This window comes from Frigoribacterium sp. Leaf415, from assembly GCF_001424645.1.
Classification (GTDB): Bacteria; Actinomycetota; Actinomycetes; order Actinomycetales; family Microbacteriaceae; genus Frigoribacterium.
Genome location: NZ_LMQR01000001.1, coordinates 2,921,600 through 2,940,912 on the forward strand (window position 1 = coordinate 2,921,600; position 19,313 = coordinate 2,940,912).

Consider the following 19,313-nt stretch of genomic DNA (forward strand, 5'->3'; position numbering starts at 1 on the left):
GCCACGATGGAGACGTGACCGTCCGTGACCGCCTCCTCGCCCTCGTCGTCGCCGTCTGCTGGGGCATCAACTTCCCCGTGACGGCGATCGCCCTCGAGCACTTCCCGCCGTTCCTGCTCGTGGCGCTGCGCTTCACGTTGCTCGCGGTGCCGACCGTGCTGCTGGTGCCGCGTCCGGCGATCCCGTGGTCGCGCCTCCTGCTCGTGGGGGCCACCCTCGGCATGCTGCAGTTCGCCTTCCTCTACCTCGGCATCGCGGCGGGCATGCCCTCGGGTCTCGCCTCGCTCGTGTTACAGGCGTCGGCGCCGTTCACGGTCGTGATCGCCGGCTTCTGGCTCCGGGAACGCATCACCCGTCGGCAGGCGATCGGCATCGGCATCGCCGTCGTGGGGCTCGTCGTCATCGCGGGGCACCGGTCGCAGGTCGCGGCGCTGCTGCCCGTCGTGCTGACGCTGTGCGGTGCGCTCGGCTGGGCGATCGGCAACGTGGCCGTGCGACGGGCCGCCCCACCGAACCCGATGCACCTGACGCTGTGGATGTCGATCGTCGCGCCGGTGCCGATGCTCGCCCTGTCGTTCGTCGTCGAGGGCCCCGAGCGCATCGGTGAGAGCCTCGGCACGGTCTTCACGCTCGAGGCGCTGCCGTCGGTGCTCTGCCTGCTCTACCTCGTGCTGATCGCCTCGGTCGTGGGCTACGGCATCTGGACGCGCCTGCTCTCGGTCTACCCCTCGGCCACCGTCGCACCGTTCTCGATGCTCGTGCCCGTGGTCGGCGTGCTGGCCTCGTGGCTGGCGTTCGGCGAGGTGCCCGACCTGGTCGAGCTCGTCGCCGGCGTCGCGGTGGTCGGCGGTGTGCTCTACGCCAGCCGCGTGCCGAGGGCCCGCGCCGGCGACGGCGACCCCGAGGAGGCGCGGGTCGCCCCGCCCGCACCGGCCCCCGTCCCCGAGGCCACCCCTCCCCGCTGACTCGACCCGCCCCTCCTGCCCCGCCCCGCCGCTCCTGCCCCGCCCCTCCTGCCCGGCTGGGGGTCGAGATGTCACGACTTGCCGCTCACGTTCGAACGTGAGCGGCAAGTCGTGACATCTCGACCAGTGGGAACACCTCGGCGCAGGCTGGGCGGCAGGCGGACCGGTCAGTCGTACCCCGAAACGCTTCACCACGCGTACCCCGGCAGCTGTCGGAGGGCGCAGGTCGTCCCGGTAACGTGTGCAGCGGTCGACGGGGGACGGCCGTGCGGTGCCTCGCAGGGCGCCGTGTCGACCCGCAGGAGAGACCCACCCGATGCCCCAGCAGAAACGCGCCCAGGCGACCCGCGCCGCCATCATCCGAGGGGCCGCCGTCGTCTTCGACGAGCACGGCTACAGCGACGCCTCGCTCGACCTCGTCGCCGAGACCGCCAAGGTGACCAAGGGTGCGCTCTATTTCCACTTCCGCTCGAAGGCCGACCTCGCGAACGCGGTCATCGCCGAGCAGCACGCCCTCTCGCGGGCCTACGCCGACCAGGTGTCCGAGACCGCGGGCAGCGGTGCCGAGGCGCTCATGCTCTCGTGCGCGTCGCTCGCGACGCAGCTGACCACCGAGGTGCTCGTGACGGCGGGCATCCGCCTGACCACCCAGTCGCCGAGCCGCGAGCTCCGGGTCGAGCACCCGTACCTCGACTGGCAGGCCCAGATCTCGGGACTCGTCGAGCGGGCGGTCGCCGACGGGGACTTCCGTGCCGACACCGACGTCGAGAGCGTCGCCCGGTTCGTCGTCGGGTCGTACGCCGGCGTGCACATCGTGTCGCAGGCACTGACCGGCCGCGCCGACCTCTTCGACCGGCTGCGCGACATGTGGGCGTTCGTGCTGCCCACCGTCGTGGCCCCCGGGCACGAAGGCCTGACCAGCTCGTTGCCCCCGCTGATCAGGCCGTCGGTCGTGCCCCCGTCCCTCGACGTGTCCTCTGTGCATCCAGATTAGATACTGGCCGACCGGTTTTCCAGTCCCCTCAAGGAGGGGGCCGGTCAGGACGACGGCCGCGGCGGGGTGAGCTCCGTCAGCACCTGCCGGATCGTGGCGTTGTCGGCCGCGAGGGCCGCGGTGTCGATCTGGGCCAGGAGCTCACCGTCGTCATGGGGCACGGTGAGCTGGCGCTGCCACTCGGCCTCGTAGAGGGCGTCGCGGTAGCCGGAGGACTCGCGGCAGCGGGCGTCGGCCGTCGCGATCTCGATCTCGTCGTCGGTCGGCGACGTGCTCGAGTCGAGCGTCTCGAACCGGTCGACCATCTCGAGGGTCGGCATGCCCGACGGGTCGGAGGCCACGTCGCCCACCCGGGCGTCCTGCATGCACCCGCGCCAGTCGTCCCAGGTCGCGGTCACCGTCGGGTCGTCGCGAGCCCCGTCGAACGCCGCGTTGTTGAGGCGCACGAGTGACTGGGTCCGGTCGTAGTAGTCGTCCATGGACGGCACGGTCTTGCGGGCGCGCTGGACGCAGGTGTCGAACCGGTCGGATCTGCCGGTGGTCCAGGGCTGCGCCGAGAACTCCGACCAGGCCGCGGCCCCCGCGTCGATCACCGAGGCGGCGTGGTAGCCCCGGGTCTCGGCCGTCGCCAGGTCGAAGGCCCGCAGGCGGAGCGAACCGTTCGTCGACAGCTCGCCCGCCCGGTCGCCCGCCGCGACGTCCCGCCAGGGCACCACGTAGTCGTCGTAGCCCGCGCCCACCATGCACTGCTGGGCCACGAGGAGCAACGCGTAGGCCGACGAGGTCTCGCCGACCGGCACGTACCGGTCGAGCGGCATCGTCCACGCGTCGACGTCCTTCGCCGGTAGGTCGGGCAGGGCGTACGCGGCATTGGCGGGGATGCCGTAGGCGACGACGCCGGCGACCACCGCGACCACGGCGACCAGCGTGATGCGCTTCGCCCGCCGCTGTCGGGGCGAGACGCTGCCGGACGGAACGCTGCCGGGCGGAACGCTGCCGGACGGAACGCTGCGGGTCGGAGAGCTCTTCTCGTCGGTCATCGCGATCCCCCCTCGTCGTCGCGGGCCGGGCCCACGAGGTCGTTCTCGTAGGCGAAGACGACGATCTGGACCCGGTTGCGCATGCCGAGCTTCTGCAGCACCGCCCGGACGTGGCTCTTGACCGTCGCCTCGCTCAGCCACGCGCTCTCGGCGATCTCGGCGTTGCTCAGGCCCCGCGCCACGAGCAGGAAGATCTCGCGCTCGCGGGGTGAGAGCACCTCGAGCGGTTCGCTCCGCCGCTTCGGTGACGGGGTCGGCACGGCGAACGCGTGCACGACGTCGAGCGCGGCGGCCGCGGTCGGCACCGGTTCGCCGGCCGCCGCCGCGCGGATCGTCGTCAACACCTCGTCGGGCGTCGCGTCCTTCGTCAGGAACGCGTAGGCCCCGGCCTTCAACGCGCTGAACACGGCCTCGTCGCGCTGGATCGTGGTCAGGGCCACGACGCGCGGGGTCGAGTCGGGGTCGGTGCCGGCCGCCGCGACGATGCGCGTGGTGGCTTCGAGGCCGTTCATCACGGGCATGCGGAGGTCCATCAGCACGACGTCGGGTCGCTCGCGCTCGACCAGGGCGACGCCGGCGGCCCCGTCGACGGCCGTGCCCACACAGACGAGGTCGGACTGCGCCTCGATCAGCATCTGCAGCCCCGAAGCGAAGAGCGGCTGGTCGTCGACGACGACCACCCGCACGAGGGCAGGAGGCGCGGTGCGCGTCGTCGCGGTCGTCACGTCGGTCATGCGGGTTGCTCCGTCCAGGACTGCAGGAGTCCGATCGGTTCGGGAGTGGGCAGGAACGCGGTGACGACGAAGACACCGTCGTCGCCGAGCTCGGCCGTCAGCCAGCCACCGGCGAGCCGGGCCCGTTCGGTCATGCTGGCGATGCCGGTGCCTCGGCCCGTGCCGCGGCGTGAGGCGACGAGCGGGTCGTCACCCGACGACGTCACGAGCAGCGCGAGCCCGGGGCCGCGCCAGTCGAGCGCGACGTCGACGGTGCTCGACGAGCCTGAGTGCTTGAGTGCGTTGGTCAGGCTCTCCTGCACGATGCGGAAGACCGCCAACTCCTGCGAGGGCAACAGCTCGGCGGCGTCACCGAGGTGCCGCAGGGTCACGGTCATGCCGACGTCGCGCATCGTCGTCGCCAGCCGGTCGAGGTCGGCGAGGGTCTCGCGGGGCGTCGCGTCGTCGGCGTCCTGCTGGATGCGCTCGACCAGGTGTCGCACGTCGACCAAGGAGGTGCGGCCGACGTCGGCGATCGTGCGTAGCGCCTGCTCGACGACCTCGGGACGGGTCGCCGACAGGGCGAGGGCGCCCTGCGCCTGCGACACGACCACCGCGAGCGAGTGGGCGAGGGCGTCGTGCACGTCCCGCGAGATGCGGGCTCGGTCGTGGGCGAGGCGCAACTCGAAGTCCGTCTCGTGGAAGCGCGTCTCGGTGCGCTCGAGCACCTGCCCGATGCGGCGCACCCGCAGCACGCTCGACAGGAAGATGCCGACGGCCCAGGCCGCGGCCGCGGCACCGAAGAGCGAGGCCGCCAGGGTGATCACGTCGGTCTTCGTGCCCTGGCCGCCGCCCACCCACGACGACCAGACGTACGGCCGTGCGAGGGTGGGCACGGCCATCGCGATCGCGGCGAGCCCTGAGGCCAGGCCGGCGGCGGCCAGCGCGACCAGCCGCACGGCGACCGACCGGGCGAACGCGGCGAAGAACGCCACGAACGCGATGGCCAGGTACGTGGGCCACGTGGTGTCCGTCGGGGGCTGCACCCAGCCGGCGAGCTGCAGGGCCGGGATCGCCACCGTCAGGCCGATCGAGGTCCACGGCATCCAGACCGCGAGGCCGACGGCGAGGCCGAAGAGGCCGAACACGACGACGTTCTCGACGAGGTCGCCCCGGCCGGCCTCGGCGATCGTCCACAGCAGCACGAAGACCGCGGCGGCGACGGGGGCCGCGAGGCGCGGCACCCAGGTGCGCAGGTCGTCGGGGATGGTGTCCATGTCGACGACCGTAAGGCGTCGTCGTCGGGCCGCGCGCGCCTCCTGCGGGTTTTCATCCTTCAGGACGAACGCGCCGGCGGTGGGGACGAGCCGTCGGGCCCCCGGCCACGCAGCGACGGCGCGCCCCCGGGTGGGGACGCGCCGTCGGCGTGGTGCGGGTGGAGCGACTAGAGCGTGATCAGACCGTCGGTCTTGGTCGTCGCGGCGGCGAGGCGGGCCTCGACGTTGCTCCAGTTGACGATGTTCCAGAAGGCCTTGACGTAGTCGGCGCGCACGTTCTGGTAGTCGAGGTAGTAGGCGTGCTCCCAGACGTCGAGCATCAGCAGGGGGACGAGGCCGAACGGCACGTTGCCCTGCTGGTCGAAGAGCTGGAAGACGCTGAGGCGCTGACCGAGCACGTCGTAGGCGAGCACCGACCACCCGGAGCCCTGCACACCGAGCGCGGTGGCGGTGAAGTGGGCCTTGAACTTCTCGAGGTCGCCGAAGTCGCGGCCGATGGCCTCGAGCAGGTCGCCGGTGGGCTCGCTGGTCTCGGGGGTCAGGTTCGTCCAGAAGATCGAGTGGTTGACGTGGCCGCCGAGGTTGAAGGCGAGGTCCTTCTCGAGCTTGTTGACGTTCGCCAGGTCACCCGTCGAGCGGGCTTCGGCGAGGGCGGCGTTGGCCGTGTTCGCGCCGGTGACGTACGTGTTGTGGTGCTTCGAGTGGTGCAGCTCCATGATCTTCGCGCTGATGTGCGGCGCCAGAGCGGAGTAGTCGTAGGGCAGATCGGGCAGGGTGTACTCAGCCATGTGGGGTCCTTTCGAATTGACCTGCATCCACCGTACGACCTCCACCCATGCCGGGGTCAACGTTCTCCCAGCGCGGACGCAGCCTCGGGGCCATGCGACGTCGGGGGTCGTGCGTAGGCTGACGGGCGCGGGACGAACCGGCGAACGACCCCGCCCCACCCCGAGGAGGCGCACCATGGCAGGATTCACCGGCTTCGGCAGGCGGCGCGCGGCCGACCCCCGACTGCCCCCGGGGCAGTACCTCGAGAGCGGGTTCCCGGTCCTCTCGGCCGGCCCCACGCCGAACATCAAGCGGTGGGAGCTCCAGGTCGCGACCGAGACCGGGCAGCGCTCGCTGAGCTGGGCCGACTTCCAGGCGCTTCCGCACGAGGCGATCGAGACCGACATCCACTGCGTCACGAGCTGGTCGAAGCTCGGCACGCACTGGCGAGGCGTCTCGCTCGACACCCTCTTCGACGGCCTCGAGACCACGCACGAGTTCGCGATGGCGACCAGCCACGGCGGGTACACGACCAACCTGCCGCTCAGCGAGCTGCTGGGAGGCAAGGCCTGGGTGGTCGACACCTACGAGGGGCAGCCGTTGCACGCCGAGCACGGCGGGCCCGCGCGACTCTTCGTGCCCGGGCTCTACTTCTGGAAGAGCGCGAAGTGGTTGCAGGGCATCCAGACCATGGCCACCGACCGCCGCGGCTTCTGGGAGAGCATGGGCTACCACCCCCACGGCGACCCGTGGAAGGAAGAACGGTACGCGTGAGCGAGCCCGTCGCCGGGGCCGGTGGGTCCGACGGGGCCGGTGGCTCCGACCGGGCCGACCCCGCGGGTGACCCGTACGCCTGGCTGCCCGCCACGATCGTGTCGTCGGTCGCGCAGACGCCCCGAGCCCGCTCGCTGACCCTCGCGGTGCCCGGACTCCGCCCCGCGCGAGCCGGCCAGCACGTCGACCTGCGCCTGACCGCCGACGACGGCTACACGGCCGTGCGGTCGTACTCGCTGAGCGACGTCCGGGCCTCCGACGGAGCGCGAGGCGCAGGAGGCGCGGGTCCGGTCCCGCAGATCGAGGTCACCGTCGAGCGCCTCGACGACGGCGAGGTCTCGCCCTACCTGGTCGACGCGGCCGAACCGGGCGACCCGATCGAGGTGCGCGGCCCGATCGGCGGTTGGTTCGTCTGGCCGCCGACCGAGTTCGAACCCGAGTCGGCCGTGCACGCGGTGCTGCCCGAGCCCGAGGGGGCGACTCCGCCGACGTCGGCCCCCGTGCAGTTGATCGGCGGGGGGTCGGGCGTCGCACCTCTGATGGCGATGGTGCGGGCACGAGGCCGGGACGCACCCCCGATGCGGCTGCTCGCCTCGGTGCGCGACCCGGGTTCGCGGTGGTACGTGGCGGAGCTCGACGAAGCCGCACGCGCCTCCTCGTCCCCTGTTGTAGCGTTCTCGGCCACCGAGGGGCCGCCGACGGCCGGGCTGACGATCGACTGGGTCTACAGCCGGGTCGCGCCCGACGGGCATGAGCGGCCGGCCGGACGGCTGACCCGCGTCGAGCTCGAGTCGCTCGTGCTGCCCGCATCCGAGCACCCGCTCGTCTACCTCTGCGGTGCGAACTCGTTCGTCGAGGTCGTCGCCGGGTGGCTGGTCGAGCTCGGGCACGCGCCGACCCGCGTCCGCACCGAGCGTTTCGGCGGCGTCTGAGCCTGCGCACTGCTGACCCGGGCCTGCGCTGACCCGGGATCTCTACTGACCCGGGCCCGCGCTGTGCTGATCCGGTACGGCGCTGTGCTGATCCGGGTCCACGCTGATCCGGTACGTGCCGGATCAGCGAAGAACCCCGTTCCGAACGATGAACCCAGAAGAAAACGGGTGCATCGTTCGAAACGGGGTTCATGAGCGTCCGGCGGAGGTGCCAGCCCTCCGCCCGAGCGCCAGATCTCAGGCGGGCGTGCCCTTCTCGGGCGCCGTGGTGCGGAAGTCACCGCGCGTGACGTGCTGTTGCCAGAGCAGCTCGGCCAGCGCCTCCGGGCTCTTGTCGCTGCTCTCGGGCTCGATGCCGCCGGGGATGATCAGCTGACCGACGTGGATGCCCTCGCCGACGAGCTCGTCGTGGAGCAGCTGCGCATAGGCGGTGAGCCCCGCGAAGGCGATGGAGGTGCCGGTGACCTTCGCGCCGGGCGTGACGGCCGAGCCGCCGTTGACGAAGAGGATGGTGCCGCCACCGTCGGGCAGGAACCGCATGCCGGGCAGCACCTGGTGCACCGCCGCGACCGGCCCGTAGATCGAGAACTCGACCGGACCGACCAGGTCGGCGGGCATGGTCTCGAGCACCGGGCGCATGAAGTCTTTCTGCGGCAGCGGGCTGTACTGCATCACCTGGATCGGCCCGAGCTGCTCGGTCGCCTGCTCGAGCGCGGCCGCGATGCTCGCCGGGTCGCGCACGTCGGCGGTGAAGCCCTGCGCGGTGACACCGTCGGCCTCGAGCTCGGCCGCGAGGGCGTCGAGCCGGCCCTGGTGCCGTGAGATGAGCGCGACGCTGAAGCCCTCCGCGCCGAATCGTCGGGCCACGGCAGCGCCGAGCCCCTTGCCTGCTCCGATGATCGCGAGTGTCGTCATGCACCCCATCCAACCGAGGAGGCGCGGGTCGGCACCCAGCCAGAGGGGTACGCAGGCCGTGTGGTCGCCTCGCCCCGCGCCTCCTGCTCGCTCGCGCCCGCCCGCCCTGCCCCCCCGGGCCGTCGAGATGTCACGACTTGCCGCTCACCTCTGAAAGTGAGCGGCAAGTCGTGACATCTCGCCGAGCCCGAGCCCGAGCCCGAGCAGGGGCAGGGGCGGCGCCCAGGCGGGGGCTGCGAGCATGGACGGGTCCCCGTCGGCCCCTCACCAGGAGCAGCTCGTGTCGCCTCGCACCCTCTTCCGTTCGTTCGCCGTCGCCGAGGTGGTGACCTGGTCGCTGCTCATCGCGGGCATGATCCTCAAGTACGCGGTGGGGGTCGGCGACTGGCCGGTCAGCGTCGCCGGGCCGATCCACGGCTTCGTGTTCCTCGCGTACCTCGTCGCGGGCGTCGTCGTCGCGGTGAACCAGCGCTGGTCGGGCGGCGTGACCCTTGCCGCCCTCGCCAGCGCCGTCGTGCCGTTCGCCTCGTTGCCCGTCGAGCGCTGGATCGACCGCCGCGGCCTCCTCGCCGGTGCCTGGCGCCGCACGGCGACCGACGACCCGCGCGACCGACGTCCCCTCGACCGCCTGTTGCGCTGGATGCTCGGGCACCTCGTCCTCGCCCTCGTGCTGCTGGTCGTCGCCGTGGTCGTCGTCTTCGTGGTGCTGCTGATCGCGGGGCCGCCCGTGCAGGTGGGCTGACCGCCCGTCCGCACCGCGCCTCCTCGGGTGTGCCCGACATCGGGGTGTGCCCGACATCGTGGTCTGCCGGTCGTCGCTCCCTGACAATCCTCTTAGCAACTAAGAGATCGGGGGGCAGGCGCGACTAGCGTCCACCGCATGACCACGGACACCAGCACCCGAGCCCCTGCCGACCCCGCGACGTCGCGCGACGTCGTCCGCCAGATCGTCGTGGTCGTCACCGCGGTGCTCGCGATCGTGCTGGCCGCCTACGGTTCGGGCGCCTTCGGCGGCGTCTCGGTCTCCGACGCGGCGGGCGGCGCCCTCAGCGCGACCGCCACCACCGTCGCCCCCGCGACCACGGCCTTCAGCATCTGGAGCGTCATCTACCTCGGCCTCGTCGCGTACGCGATCCACCAGGCCCTCCCCGGTCAGCGCGCCGTCACCCGGCACCGCCGCCTGGGCTACTGGGTCGCGGCCTCGCTGCTGCTCAACGCGGCGTGGCTGTTCGCCGCCGTCCAGCTCGGCAGCGTCTGGCTGGGTGCCGTCGTGATCGTCGCGCTGCTGCTCGTGCTCGCGCGCATCTTCGTCATCCTGTTCCACACCGCGTCGAGCGGATCGGTCGACGCGGTCGTCACCGACGGCACGCTCGGCCTCTACCTCGGGTGGGTCAGCGTCGCGACCGTCGCCAACATCGCCGCCGGCCTGGTCGACGCGGGCTTCGACGGCTTCGGTTTCGCGGCCGGGTTCTGGTCGTCGGTGGTGCTCGGCGTGGCCGCTCTCGTCGGCGTCGTGCTGGCTTTCGCCGGCCGCGGCCGCATCGCTCCGGCCCTGTCACTGTCGTGGGGACTCGCCTGGATCGCCGTCGGCCGCCTGACCGGCGAACCCGAGAACGTCGTCGCCGGGGTGGCCGCGATCGTCGCCGCCGTCGTCGTGCTGGTCGTCACGATCGCCGTCCGGGCGGCCCGCGGCCGCGTCGGCGCCACCGCGTCGCTGCAGCGCTGAGCCCCCGTCCGCCGAACCGCCCTGCTCGGGGAGGCCACGCCGCCACGGAGTGAAGATCCCGCCACAGGATCGCGTGGCGGGATCTTTACTTCGTGGCGGGATGCTCGGCTACGTGTGCCGCCGCACCGCACCGCGAGATGGTCACGACGCCAAGGGAAAGCCTGGCGCGGTGACCATCTCCTGGCGTCGTGTGGGGATTGCAGGAGGCGCGGTGCCCGCAGGAGGCGCGGCGCGCCTCCTGGTCAGCGGCCGCCGGTGATCTTGCGGTCGCGCTGGGCGACGCCTGCCGTGCCGTAGGGGTAGTCGTCGACGCGGGGTGCGCTCGCCGCGGTGAGCCGGGCGACCTCGTCGTCGGTGAGGACCGCGGCCAGCGCCGACGAACCGACGTTGTCGTCGAGCTGCTCGACCGTGCGCGCACCGAGGATCACCGAGGTCACCGCGGGCTGACGCAGCAACCAGGCCAGCGCGACCTGCGAGGCCGAGGCGTCGTGCGCCGAGGCGATCGAGGTGACCGCGTCGAGGACGGTCCAGGTGCGCTCGTCCGCGTTGCGCGCCTCCCAGGCCTCCATGCCCCGCTTCGGGTCCTCGCCGAGGCGGGTGGCACCGGTGGGTGCCTGGTCGCGGACGTACTTGCCGCTCAGCCAGCCGCCGGCGAGCGGCGACCAGGGCAGCAGCCCGATGCCCGCGTCGAGCGAGGCCGGCACGACCTCGTGCTCGATGTCGCGGACCAGGAGGTTGTACTGCGGCTGCAGCGTGACGGGCGGGGCGAACCCGAGGGCCTCGGCCCGTCCGACGGCCTTCGTCACCTGCCAGCCGAGGTAGTTCGAGAAGCCGTAGTAGCCGATCTTGCCGGCGCTGATCGCGTCGTCGAGGAATCGCAGGGTCTCGTCGATCGGGGTGAGGTGGTCCCAGGCGTGCATCTGGTAGAGGTCGACGTGCTCCACGCCGAGCCGGGTCAGCGAGGCGTCGAGGGCCTTCGCGAGGTGACGACGCGACAGGCCGACGTCGTTCGGCCCGTCGCCCATGGGGAAGCGTCCCTTGGTCGCGAGCACCACCTGGTCGGCGTCGGTGGGGTGGCTCGCCAGCCACCGGCCGATGATGGTCTCGCTGGTGCCGGCGCTGTAGACGTCGGCGGTGTCGACGAGTGTGCCGCCGCCCGCCACGAAGGCGTCGAGGATGTCGTGCGAGGTCGGTTCGTCGGCTTCGGCGCCGAAGGTCATGGTGCCGAGGGTCAGCTCCGACACCGAGGCTCCACTATTTCCGAGGGTTCTGTAGTCCATGACCCGACGCTACGCCCGGGCAGAACACACCGGCGGGGCCTTGACAAGCCCCCCCGTTCGTGGGGTGCCTCCCGTCCACCTGGTGGATAATCTCGGGATGGTCGTCCGACGCCGACGTCGGGCCCGACCGGCCCGGGACCAACCACCCCGGGTCACCGTCCCACCCGAGGGGAACGACCGTGTCATCAGTCTCACCCGAGGCGGCGGCAGCAACCGCCGGATCAGCCTCGACCCACCTGCCCGACTCGTCGTCGGTGCCGCTCGCGGCGCACGTCGACCCGCGGGTCCGCAGCGTCACCACCACCGACCGGGACGTCGCGCACGCCCTGATCCGCAAGAACTACAAGATCACCCGGCTCGAGGGCAGTGGTCCCGAGCCGTTCGTCTACAGCCGGGCCGTCTCGGGCGAGACGCGGTTCGCGCTGTGTCGCTTCGAGTACCGGCGTGGCCGGCTGCTGACCGAGAGCGAGCCCGCCGGGTTCCTCGTGGCCGGCGGGGTGATGGCGGGCCGGCTGTCGCTACGCACCCGCGACCAAGAGATCCGCGTCGACCCCGGTGCCCCCTTCGCCTTTCCCTCGCACGAGGCGAAGGTCATGGAGTCGTTCGACCTCGTGCTCGGTCAGGTGCTGCTCGACCGCGCTGCCGTCGAGCGTGAGTTGGGCGCCATGCGGCTCGCGGCCCCGGGGGGCCTCCGGTCGACGGCCACCGAGGCGGTGTCCGCGGCGATGGCCCGCTACTGGTCCGAACTCGTGGTCCACGTCCACGAGAACGTGATCCGCAACGACGCGGCGATGGCGAGCTCCTTGGTGCGGGGCTCGGCGTTCCGGTCGCTCGTCGCGGCCTACCTCGAGACGTTCGAGACGAACGTCGTCGGCGTGGGCGGCGACGACGGTGTCACGCCCCTCCCGTCGACCGTGCGTCGGGCTCGCGACTACATCGAGCAGCACGCGCACGACGACATCGGCGTCGTCGAGATCGCCGAGGCGGCTCGGGTGACCCCCCGCGCCCTGCAGCTGGCGTTCCGTCGCCACCTCGACTCGACGCCCATGGCCGAACTGCGGCGGGCGCGGCTGCGCGGCGCGCACGGGGACCTCGTCATGGCCGATCCGACCCTCGGCCACACCGTCGCGGGCGTGGCGCTCAGCTGGGGTTTCGCCCACGCGGGCCGCTTCGCGGCCCAGTACACGGCCGAGTTCGGGCGGTCACCCCGCGACACCCTCGAAGGGTGACGGGTGACTTTTTGCCACCGCTTCGCAAGCTGAGCTTTCATTTCGTTTTTCGGACATTGCCGGGTTTGCCCGAGGAGCGGAGAGCCGCAGAATGAAATGGCCTCGCGGTGAAAGGTTCAGGACCGCGAGTCACAGCGCACGAGATCGACGTCGGGTTTCTCTCGTGTCGCCGGGGTGCGGAGGGAGTCGGGTTCCTTCCGCACCCCTTTCTCGTCTCCGGAGGGGGCGTCCGTCGGGGACGCGGCCCGCGCCTCCTGCCTTCTCGACGAGCGCGGCGCGAACGCGCGGCGCCGACGCGGGGCCAGCGCGGCGGGAACGCACCGCGATCAGTCGCGAGCCCGCGGCGGTCAGTCGCGCGCGGAGACGTCCGTGTGCACGAAGCCCCGGAACGACCGGCTGGCGGTCGGGCCGCGCTGGCCCTGGTAGCGCGAGCCGTACTCGGACGAACCGTAGGGGTGCTCGGCGGGCGAGCTGAGCTTGAAGAAGCAGAGCTGGCCGATCTTCATGCCGGGCCAGAGCTTGATCGGCAGGGTGGCGACGTTCGACAGTTCGAGCGTGACGTGCCCGCCGAAGCCGGGGTCGATGAACCCCGCGGTCGAGTGGGTCAGCAGGCCGAGGCGCCCGAGCGAGCTCTTGCCCTCGAGGCGGGCCGCGACGTCGTCTGGCAGGGTGACGAACTCGTAGGTGCTGCCCAGCACGAACTCGCCCGGGTGCAGGATGAACGGCTCGTCGGCCTTCGCCTCGACCAGGCGGGTCAGCTCGGGCTGGTCCGCGGCCGGGTCGATGAACGGGTACTTGTGGTTGTCGAAGAGCCGGAACAACCGGTCGAGCCGCACGTCGATGCTCGACGGCTGGATCAGCGTCGGGTCGTAGGGGTCGAGGCCGATTCGGCCGGCGTCGAGTTCGAGCTTGATGTCGCGGTCGGAGAGCAGCACGCGACAAGACTAGTCAGCGCGTGCCGGGCCACGGGGGGAGGATGGACGCATGCGTGCCATCACCGTCCCCGTGCCCGGAGGGCCCTCCGCCCTCGTCGTCTCCGAGGTCGCCGAGCCGGTGCCCGGCCCCCGCGAGGTCGTGATCGACGTCGCCGCCGCGGGCGTCAACCGCGCCGACGTCAACCAGCGCGAGGGGCACTACCCGTCGCCCGCCGGGGCGCCCGGCTGGCCCGGGCTCGAGGTCAGCGGCACCGTCGTCTCGATCGGCGAGCACGTCACGGCGGCGGCCGTCGGCGACTACGTCGTCGCCCTGTTGCCGGGCGGTGGTTACGCCGACCGCGTGCAGGTCGACGAGGGCCTGGTGCTGCCCCTGCCGCGCGGCGTCGACCTCGTCGAGGCGGCGGGCCTGCCCGAGGCCGTCGCCACCGTCTGGTCGAACGTATTCATGAGCGCCGGGCTGAAGCCGGGCGAGACCCTGCTCGTCCACGGCGGCGCCAGCGGCGTCGGCTCGATCGCGATCCAGATGGCCGTGGCGCTCGGCTCGACCGTCTACGCCACCGCCGGGACGGCCGACAAGACGTCGTTCTGCGAACAGCTCGGCGCCGCGCGCGGCATCGACTACAAGACCGAGGACTTCGTCGCGGTCGTCGACGAGCTGACCGAGGGCCGCGGCGTCGACGTCGTGCTCGACCTGGTCGGTGGCGACTACATCGCCCGCGACGTCGAGGCCCTCGCCGTGAACGGCCGGGTCATGGTGATCGCCGTGCAGGGCGGCCCGTCGGCCACGATCGACCTGTCGCGCCTGATGGCCAAGCGCGGTCGGGTCTGGGCCACCACGCTGCGCGCCCGCCCCCTCGACGAACGCCGCGCGATCATGGCCGAGGTGCGCGAGCACGTCTGGCCTCTGGTCGAGGCCGGGTCGGTGCGACCGGTGCTCGACAGCGTCTACCCGCTCGAGTTCGTCGCCACGGCCCACAAGCGCATGGAGTCCGGCGGGCACAGCGGCAAGATCCTGCTCGCCGTCCGCTGAGGCTGGGCCTGCCGAGATGTCACGACGTGCCGCTCACCTTCGAAAGTGATCACCGGCCGGAAGGTCGCGACCAACTCGGAGTACCGCGCGACCCTGCGCTACCGCTCCGACGGACGCGCGGTCGTCGCCCTTCCCTTGCGCACCGCCGAGGCTCCGGTGATCTCGACGAGCACGGGCACGGTCTCGCCCAGCACGCGGTCGAGTCCGCGGGCGACGTCGGACGCCGCCGCGACCACGGGAGCCGGGGACGACCCCGCCGTCAGCCGGACGCGCACCTTGAGGGCGGGTCGGCCCGTGACCGTCCACGCCGAGACGCCGACCGAGGCCACGTCGCGTCGGTCGCGAAGTGCGTCGGTGACGGCGGTGTCGGCGAACGAGCTCGACACGGCGATCGAGCCGGTCGGGTCATCGTGGACGACGACGCTGTCGGTGCGACCGTGCCCGTGGGCGAAGATCGCGACGACGAAGACGATCACCAGCAGCAGGCAGAGCAGGGCGAGGGCCAGCGGCAGCCAGCTGCCGCCCGTCCCGCCGGTCGGGTCGATCGGCGTCGTCGCCACCGCGTCGTCGACGGCCGACGACGCGGGCGACAGCAGGTCGCGCAGCGCACCGCCGCCGGGCAGGGCGACGATCACGAGGAACACGCCCACGGCCACGGTGACGAGCCCGACGACGAACAGGAAGAGGCGGTTCGCGAACCGGTTGCTGGAGGTCATGCGCCGAGCCGTCCCTGATCGGTGGTGCGGACCCGGGCCGACAGGGCCGGGCGATAGGCGACGGACTCGAGCTCGGCACGGGCCGCGGAGCCGACCGCGGCGTCGTCGACCGTGAGGCCCGAGGACGGCGTGAGGTCGATCTGCGCCCGGCGTCTCGAGACCCAGGCCGAGACCTGCTGCTCGGACAGGCGACCCGATGTGCGGGCGGTCCGGGCGAGGGACGAGGCGATGACGCGGTCGTCGACCACGACCGCCACGCGGTCGTCGTCGATGGTGTGGCGTCCGCGGCGGCCGGCCGTGACGGCCAGGGCGACGAGGACGAGCCCGACGAGCGCTGCGACGACACCCGCGCCGAGCACGTGTCCCGACGTGCCGCCGCCGTCGACGGACGAGGTCAGCGTCGCGAGGACGTCGACCGGGGAGAAGAGCAGAGCCGGTCGCCCGAGTGCGGCGTAGACGGCCTCGACGCCGACGTACCCGACGACGAGCGTCAGCAGCACGAGCACGACGATGGTGCTGCCCGAACGGGAGGAGTGCAGCTCGCGCCGCAGGACGCGGCGGTACAGGCCGGGGTCGATCTCGCTCACGAGGTGTGCCCCGTCCGCTCGAGGCGGCTGCCGCTGACCGTCACGTCCACGCGGGACACGGTCCGCCCCGCGAGGTCGGAGACCCGGCGGGTCAGGGTGGACTGCAGGTCGCGCACGACGGCGACGACCCCGCCCTCGGGCATCGTCATGGCCTCGGAGAGCATGGGCACGCGCACCGGCGTCGAGACGCGCAGGGCGAGCTGCCCGGCATCGTCCGCCGCCTCGACGCGGACGTCGGCCCGACGGACGCGCAGGGTCTCGGCGACGACGGCCGTGGCCACCTTCTGCAGCACCTTGCCGGGGATGCTGACGTGCCCGGCGACGACGGGACCCGTGCCGCGGACGTCGCCGGAGGCAGCCGGCGTGCGCTCGACGGCGGAGGAGGCGGTGGCGGCGGCGGTCATGACGACGAGCGCCGTCCGCGCAGGGCGTCGAGCAGGCCCTTCACGTCGGTCTCACCCGAGACCACGCGTCCGACGAGCGCCCCGACGGCGATGAAGACCGCGACGAGCACGAGGCCCCAGAAGCCGAAGGCCAGGGCCGAGACGGCGAGCACGGCGCCGACGGCCATGCCCGTGGTGGTGGCGGTCACGAGACGCGGCTCTCGCGCGTGGAGTCGTCGTCGGCGTCGTCACCGGGGATGTGGACGTCGTTGATCGCGACGTTCACCTCGGCGACCTCCATGCCCACGAGCTGCTCGATCGTCCGGGCCACGGCGGCACGCACCTGCTCGGCGACCGTGTGCATGGGGGCCGGGTACTCGACGACGATCGTGACGTCGGCGGCGACCTGGGTCTCGCCCACCTCGACGCGCACGCCCTGACCGAGGTCGGTCGTGCCGATGACGTCGCGCAGGGCGCCGAACGCCCGGGCCGTGCCGCCACCGAGGGCGAAGACGCCGGGCACCTCACGGGCGGCGATGCCCGCGACCTTGGCGACGACGCCGTCGGCGACGACCGTCTTGCCCGGCGTGACGGAGACGCCGACGGGGGACGAGGAGGCGCTGGCCGCCGTGGTCGTGCCCGGCGCCTTGTCGACGCGGCTGGGAGCGGTGCTGCCGGGGACGGTGCTCTTCGGGGTCTTGTCGGTGGGGGCCATCGGTGTCTCCTTCTGCTCGGATGATGCGTGACGGGTCGGCGTCACCCCTCGGTCTTACCCGACGAGCCACCCGACGAGTCCGGGAACGGGCGTCCCGTTCCCGCTGATTCCGGTGTATCCATGGATGGGACGCGTTCCGGGGCCCGAACGTCACGGAACTCGTCGGCACTTTTCCACGGGTCGCGACCCGCGCCTCCTCGTCCTGGGGGCCCGGGCGGACGCAGCAGCAGAGGGGGCGGGCATGTCGGCAGACCTGACCGAGGCTTCCGACGCCGTGCTCGCGTCGCGCGCCGCCGAGGGCGACGAGCGGGCCTTCGAGGTGCTGCTGCGACGCCATCTCGGGCTGATGACGGCATACGCCACCCGGTTGACCGGCTCACGGGCCGACGCGACCGACGCGGTGCAGGAGGCGTCCATCACGATCTGGCGCGAACTGCCCACGCTGCAGACGCCCGCCGCGGCCAAGGGCTGGATGATGCGCATCGTGTCGCGGAAGGCCTTCGACCTGATCCGCTCGCGACGCCTCACCGACGACGTCGACGACCTCGAGCTGGCCTCGGCGACGCCGACGACCGATCCGGAGCGCCTGGCGTCGTCGAACGACGCCATGGAGGCGTTGCGTGCGGCACTGGCTCGACTGCCTGCCTCCCAACGGCAGGTGTGGGCGCTGCGCGAGGTCGGAGGCGAGTCGTACACCGAGATCGCCGAACGGACCGGCACCACCGTGACCGCGGTCCGGGGGCAGCTCGCCCGGGCCCGAGAGACACTGACCCGCGAGATGGAGGCCTGGCGATGAGTGACCGTCCTCACGGCACCGACCATGCCCACGAAGACCCGACCCCGCCCGACGTGCCCGTCGACCTGGGCGAGGCCGTCGAGGGTGCCGACGACGGCGTCTCGCCCGAACGTCTCGTCGACTACCTCGACGCCGGTCGGCAGCCCTACGACCCCGAGATCGAGGAGTCGCCCGAGGCCCGGGCCCAGCTCGCCGCCCTCGAGCGCCTCCGGGCGATGGGCGCCCGGCTGCTCGAGTCCGACGCCGCAGCGACCCCTGCACCCGACCCGAGCTGGATCTCGGGCGTGATGGACCGCGTGCGCCTCGAGTCGCGGGCCGGGCGGCAGATCCCGCTCGCCTCGATCGACGAGCGTTCCACCCTGCACATCACCGAGGGCGCCGTGCGGGCGCTCATCCGCGAGGCCGGCGACGGCGTCGAGGGCGCCATGGTCATCTCGTGCACGATCCACGGCGACGTCAGCGTTCCCGGGGCGTTGGTCCGGGTCGAGGTCGTCGTCAGCGGCCTGTTCGGCGAGCCGCTGCCGGCGCTCGCCGAGGCGGTCCAGGCGGCCGTGTCGTCGAGCCTGTCCCGTCAGACCGAACTGACCCTCGAGAGCGTGGACGTCGTCGTGGACGACGTCCACCTGCAGAGCGAAGGAGGCGCGGCATGAGCGACGAGGACGGCCTGCGGGCCCCCATCAGCCCGGCCGACCTGTCCCTGCTCGCCGCCGAGCTCGGCGAGATCGCCGCGTCGGTCGACGGCGTCGTGCACGTCCGGGCACGGCCCGGCTTCGGGAGCGTCGTGCGGTCGGCCCTGCAGGGGCTGAGCACCGTCGTCGGGGGCGGAGGGGTCGTGGGCTCCACCGTGCAGAGCGACGACTCGGTCGCGGCCGAGGCGGGTGCGTCGGCCGCGTCCGACGTCCCGGATGCCGAGCGTGCCGACCCGGCCTCGGCCGAGGCCGCCGCACCCGGGCGACCCGTGCCGCTCGTCGGCATCGCCGTGGCCGACCTCGAGACCCGCATCACCCTCGACATCGCGGTCGACGAGAGCGGCTCCGGGCCCCTCGTGGCCCGTGCGGTCGCCCAGGCGCTGCTCGACCGGGTGAGCGGGGAGCCCGTTCCGCCGGCCTCGGTCGACCTGCGCATCGTCTCGGTCGCGACCGGGGCCTGAGCGCGCCTCCTGCCGGTGCTGCGTGGAGTCGCACCGCCTGATGGACGTCGCACCGTCGACTTCGGCGGTGCGACGCCCGTTCGGCGGTGCCACACGCTCGGCAGGCCACAGGGAGCACCGGAGGCGCGGGCCGCTATAGTGGTCTGACGCGCCCTCGAGGCGCCGCGCGAGTGTAGTTCAATGGTAGAACTTCAGCTTCCCAAGCTGATAGCGCGGGTTCGATTCCCGTCACTCGCTCTCTTCTCGTCTCACGCGACGGTCGGGCTGACGGCCTGGTCACCGCCGTCAGGTCTCTTCCCGCGTCATCGGGGTACGCGCTCGTGGGGCGTTCGGCCGACGGCGGCCGCGTGCACCGTCCCCGTACGATGGACGTCGCCGCTACCGGGGG

23 protein-coding genes and 1 tRNA gene are annotated in these 19,313 nt (G+C 72.4%); 12 read left to right on the forward strand and 12 right to left on the reverse strand.

Going from position 1 to position 19,313, the window contains the following annotated elements; all coding sequences use genetic code 11:
• Positions 1 to 14: 14 nt before the first annotated feature.
• Together ASG28_RS13525 and ASG28_RS13530 are read left to right on the forward strand one after the other, a co-directional pair.
• Positions 15 to 965: an EamA family transporter gene (locus ASG28_RS13525; protein ID WP_055976067.1), complete on the forward strand. Its 951-nt coding sequence runs from the start codon at positions 15 to 17 to the stop codon at positions 963 to 965.
• A gap of 316 nt (positions 966 to 1,281) precedes the next feature.
• Entirely contained in the window at positions 1,282 to 1,959 is a 678-nt protein-coding gene (locus ASG28_RS13530) for a ScbR family autoregulator-binding transcription factor (protein ID WP_055976070.1), read from the forward strand.
• A gap of 44 nt (positions 1,960 to 2,003) precedes the next feature.
• Here the strand turns inward: ASG28_RS13530 and ASG28_RS13535 are convergent, their stop codons facing one another.
• The 4 genes from ASG28_RS13535 to ASG28_RS13550 all read right to left on the reverse strand — a co-directional run bounded on the left by ASG28_RS13535 (position 2,004) and on the right by ASG28_RS13550 (position 5,777).
• A complete protein-coding gene (locus tag ASG28_RS13535) occupies positions 2,004 to 2,999 on the reverse strand; it encodes a hypothetical protein (RefSeq protein ID WP_055976073.1) in 996 nt (331 codons plus the stop codon).
• Entirely contained in the window at positions 2,996 to 3,733 is a 738-nt protein-coding gene (locus tag ASG28_RS13540; protein WP_055976076.1) for a response regulator, read from the reverse strand. Before ASG28_RS13540 ends, ASG28_RS13535 begins: the two co-directional genes overlap by 4 nt.
• The gene (locus tag ASG28_RS13545; RefSeq protein ID WP_055976078.1) at positions 3,730 to 4,989 is read right to left on the reverse strand and encodes a sensor histidine kinase; all 1,260 of its coding nucleotides are present in this window, start codon (positions 4,987 to 4,989) and stop codon (positions 3,730 to 3,732) included. Before ASG28_RS13545 ends, ASG28_RS13540 begins: the two co-directional genes overlap by 4 nt.
• Before the next feature lie 167 nt (positions 4,990 to 5,156).
• Positions 5,157 to 5,777: a superoxide dismutase gene (locus ASG28_RS13550; protein ID WP_055976080.1), complete on the reverse strand. Its 621-nt coding sequence runs from the start codon at positions 5,775 to 5,777 to the stop codon at positions 5,157 to 5,159.
• Positions 5,778 to 5,952: 175 nt separating this feature from the next.
• Here ASG28_RS13550 and ASG28_RS13555 point away from each other — a divergent pair, with 175 nt between their 5' ends.
• Both ASG28_RS13555 and ASG28_RS13560 read left to right on the forward strand, forming a co-directional pair.
• A complete protein-coding gene (locus tag ASG28_RS13555; protein WP_054145060.1) occupies positions 5,953 to 6,531 on the forward strand; it encodes a molybdopterin-dependent oxidoreductase in 579 nt (192 codons plus the stop codon).
• Positions 6,528 to 7,463, forward strand: coding sequence for an FAD-binding oxidoreductase (locus ASG28_RS13560; RefSeq protein WP_235477803.1), 936 nt, complete (start codon positions 6,528 to 6,530; stop codon positions 7,461 to 7,463). The genes ASG28_RS13555 and ASG28_RS13560 overlap by 4 nt, the downstream gene beginning before the upstream one ends.
• Positions 7,464 to 7,700: 237 nt before the next feature.
• Here ASG28_RS13560 and ASG28_RS13565 read toward each other — a convergent pair whose 3' ends face one another.
• On the reverse strand, positions 7,701 to 8,378 hold the full coding sequence (locus ASG28_RS13565; RefSeq protein ID WP_055976084.1) for an SDR family NAD(P)-dependent oxidoreductase: 678 nt from the start codon (positions 8,376 to 8,378) through the stop codon (positions 7,701 to 7,703).
• A 280-nt stretch (positions 8,379 to 8,658) separates the two neighbouring features.
• Between ASG28_RS13565 and ASG28_RS13570 the strand changes: the two genes are divergently transcribed.
• Both ASG28_RS13570 and ASG28_RS13575 read left to right on the forward strand, forming a co-directional pair.
• Positions 8,659 to 9,120: a DUF3817 domain-containing protein gene (locus ASG28_RS13570; RefSeq protein ID WP_235452366.1), complete on the forward strand. Its 462-nt coding sequence runs from the start codon at positions 8,659 to 8,661 to the stop codon at positions 9,118 to 9,120.
• Between the two features lie 138 nt (positions 9,121 to 9,258).
• Positions 9,259 to 10,104 (forward strand): tryptophan-rich sensory protein, encoded by an 846-nt coding sequence (locus ASG28_RS13575; protein ID WP_055976089.1) that lies wholly within the window; start codon positions 9,259 to 9,261, stop codon positions 10,102 to 10,104.
• 242 nt (positions 10,105 to 10,346) lie between these two features.
• Here the strand turns inward: ASG28_RS13575 and ASG28_RS13580 are convergent, their stop codons facing one another.
• On the reverse strand, positions 10,347 to 11,384 hold the full coding sequence (locus ASG28_RS13580) for an aldo/keto reductase (RefSeq protein WP_055976092.1): 1,038 nt from the start codon (positions 11,382 to 11,384) through the stop codon (positions 10,347 to 10,349).
• 179 nt (positions 11,385 to 11,563) lie between these two features.
• Between ASG28_RS13580 and ASG28_RS13585 the strand changes: the two genes are divergently transcribed.
• A complete protein-coding gene (locus ASG28_RS13585; protein WP_157485747.1) occupies positions 11,564 to 12,613 on the forward strand; it encodes a helix-turn-helix transcriptional regulator in 1,050 nt (349 codons plus the stop codon).
• Between the two features lie 347 nt (positions 12,614 to 12,960).
• Here ASG28_RS13585 and dcd read toward each other — a convergent pair whose 3' ends face one another.
• The gene (dcd, locus tag ASG28_RS13590; RefSeq protein WP_055976097.1) at positions 12,961 to 13,548 is read right to left on the reverse strand and encodes a dCTP deaminase; all 588 of its coding nucleotides are present in this window, start codon (positions 13,546 to 13,548) and stop codon (positions 12,961 to 12,963) included.
• 49 nt (positions 13,549 to 13,597) lie between these two features.
• Between dcd and ASG28_RS13595 the strand changes: the two genes are divergently transcribed.
• A complete protein-coding gene (locus ASG28_RS13595) occupies positions 13,598 to 14,578 on the forward strand; it encodes an NAD(P)H-quinone oxidoreductase (protein WP_055976101.1) in 981 nt (326 codons plus the stop codon).
• 98 nt (positions 14,579 to 14,676) lie between these two features.
• Here ASG28_RS13595 and ASG28_RS13600 read toward each other — a convergent pair whose 3' ends face one another.
• The 5 genes from ASG28_RS13600 to ASG28_RS13620 are packed head-to-tail and all read right to left on the reverse strand — an operon-like array spanning position 14,677 to position 16,979.
• The gene (locus tag ASG28_RS13600) at positions 14,677 to 15,294 is read right to left on the reverse strand and encodes a hypothetical protein (protein WP_055976104.1); all 618 of its coding nucleotides are present in this window, start codon (positions 15,292 to 15,294) and stop codon (positions 14,677 to 14,679) included.
• A complete protein-coding gene (locus ASG28_RS13605; RefSeq protein ID WP_055976107.1) occupies positions 15,291 to 15,881 on the reverse strand; it encodes a hypothetical protein in 591 nt (196 codons plus the stop codon). The genes ASG28_RS13600 and ASG28_RS13605 overlap by 4 nt, the downstream gene beginning before the upstream one ends.
• Positions 15,878 to 16,285 (reverse strand): hypothetical protein, encoded by a 408-nt coding sequence (locus ASG28_RS13610; protein WP_055976110.1) that lies wholly within the window; start codon positions 16,283 to 16,285, stop codon positions 15,878 to 15,880. The genes ASG28_RS13605 and ASG28_RS13610 overlap by 4 nt, the downstream gene beginning before the upstream one ends.
• Positions 16,282 to 16,473 carry a DUF2273 domain-containing protein gene (locus ASG28_RS13615; protein WP_055976113.1) on the reverse strand — a complete coding sequence of 64 codons (192 nt, stop codon included), beginning with the start codon at positions 16,471 to 16,473 and terminating at the stop codon, positions 16,282 to 16,284. Before ASG28_RS13615 ends, ASG28_RS13610 begins: the two co-directional genes overlap by 4 nt.
• The gene (locus ASG28_RS13620) at positions 16,470 to 16,979 is read right to left on the reverse strand and encodes an Asp23/Gls24 family envelope stress response protein (protein ID WP_055976117.1); all 510 of its coding nucleotides are present in this window, start codon (positions 16,977 to 16,979) and stop codon (positions 16,470 to 16,472) included. The genes ASG28_RS13615 and ASG28_RS13620 overlap by 4 nt, the downstream gene beginning before the upstream one ends.
• A gap of 241 nt (positions 16,980 to 17,220) precedes the next feature.
• Between ASG28_RS13620 and ASG28_RS13625 the strand changes: the two genes are divergently transcribed.
• The 4 genes from ASG28_RS13625 (at position 17,221) to ASG28_RS13640 (ending at position 19,162) form a co-directional block, all read left to right on the forward strand.
• Positions 17,221 to 17,775: an RNA polymerase sigma factor gene (locus ASG28_RS13625; protein ID WP_055976120.1), complete on the forward strand. Its 555-nt coding sequence runs from the start codon at positions 17,221 to 17,223 to the stop codon at positions 17,773 to 17,775.
• Positions 17,772 to 18,425, forward strand: coding sequence for a hypothetical protein (locus tag ASG28_RS13630; protein WP_055976123.1), 654 nt, complete (start codon positions 17,772 to 17,774; stop codon positions 18,423 to 18,425). Before ASG28_RS13625 ends, ASG28_RS13630 begins: the two co-directional genes overlap by 4 nt.
• Positions 18,422 to 18,925, forward strand: a complete 504-nt coding sequence (locus ASG28_RS13635; protein ID WP_055976126.1) for a hypothetical protein — start codon at positions 18,422 to 18,424, stop codon at positions 18,923 to 18,925. Before ASG28_RS13630 ends, ASG28_RS13635 begins: the two co-directional genes overlap by 4 nt.
• A 166-nt stretch (positions 18,926 to 19,091) precedes the next feature.
• Positions 19,092 to 19,162 (forward strand) — tRNA-Gly (locus ASG28_RS13640).
• Positions 19,163 to 19,313: the final 151 nt, after the last annotated feature.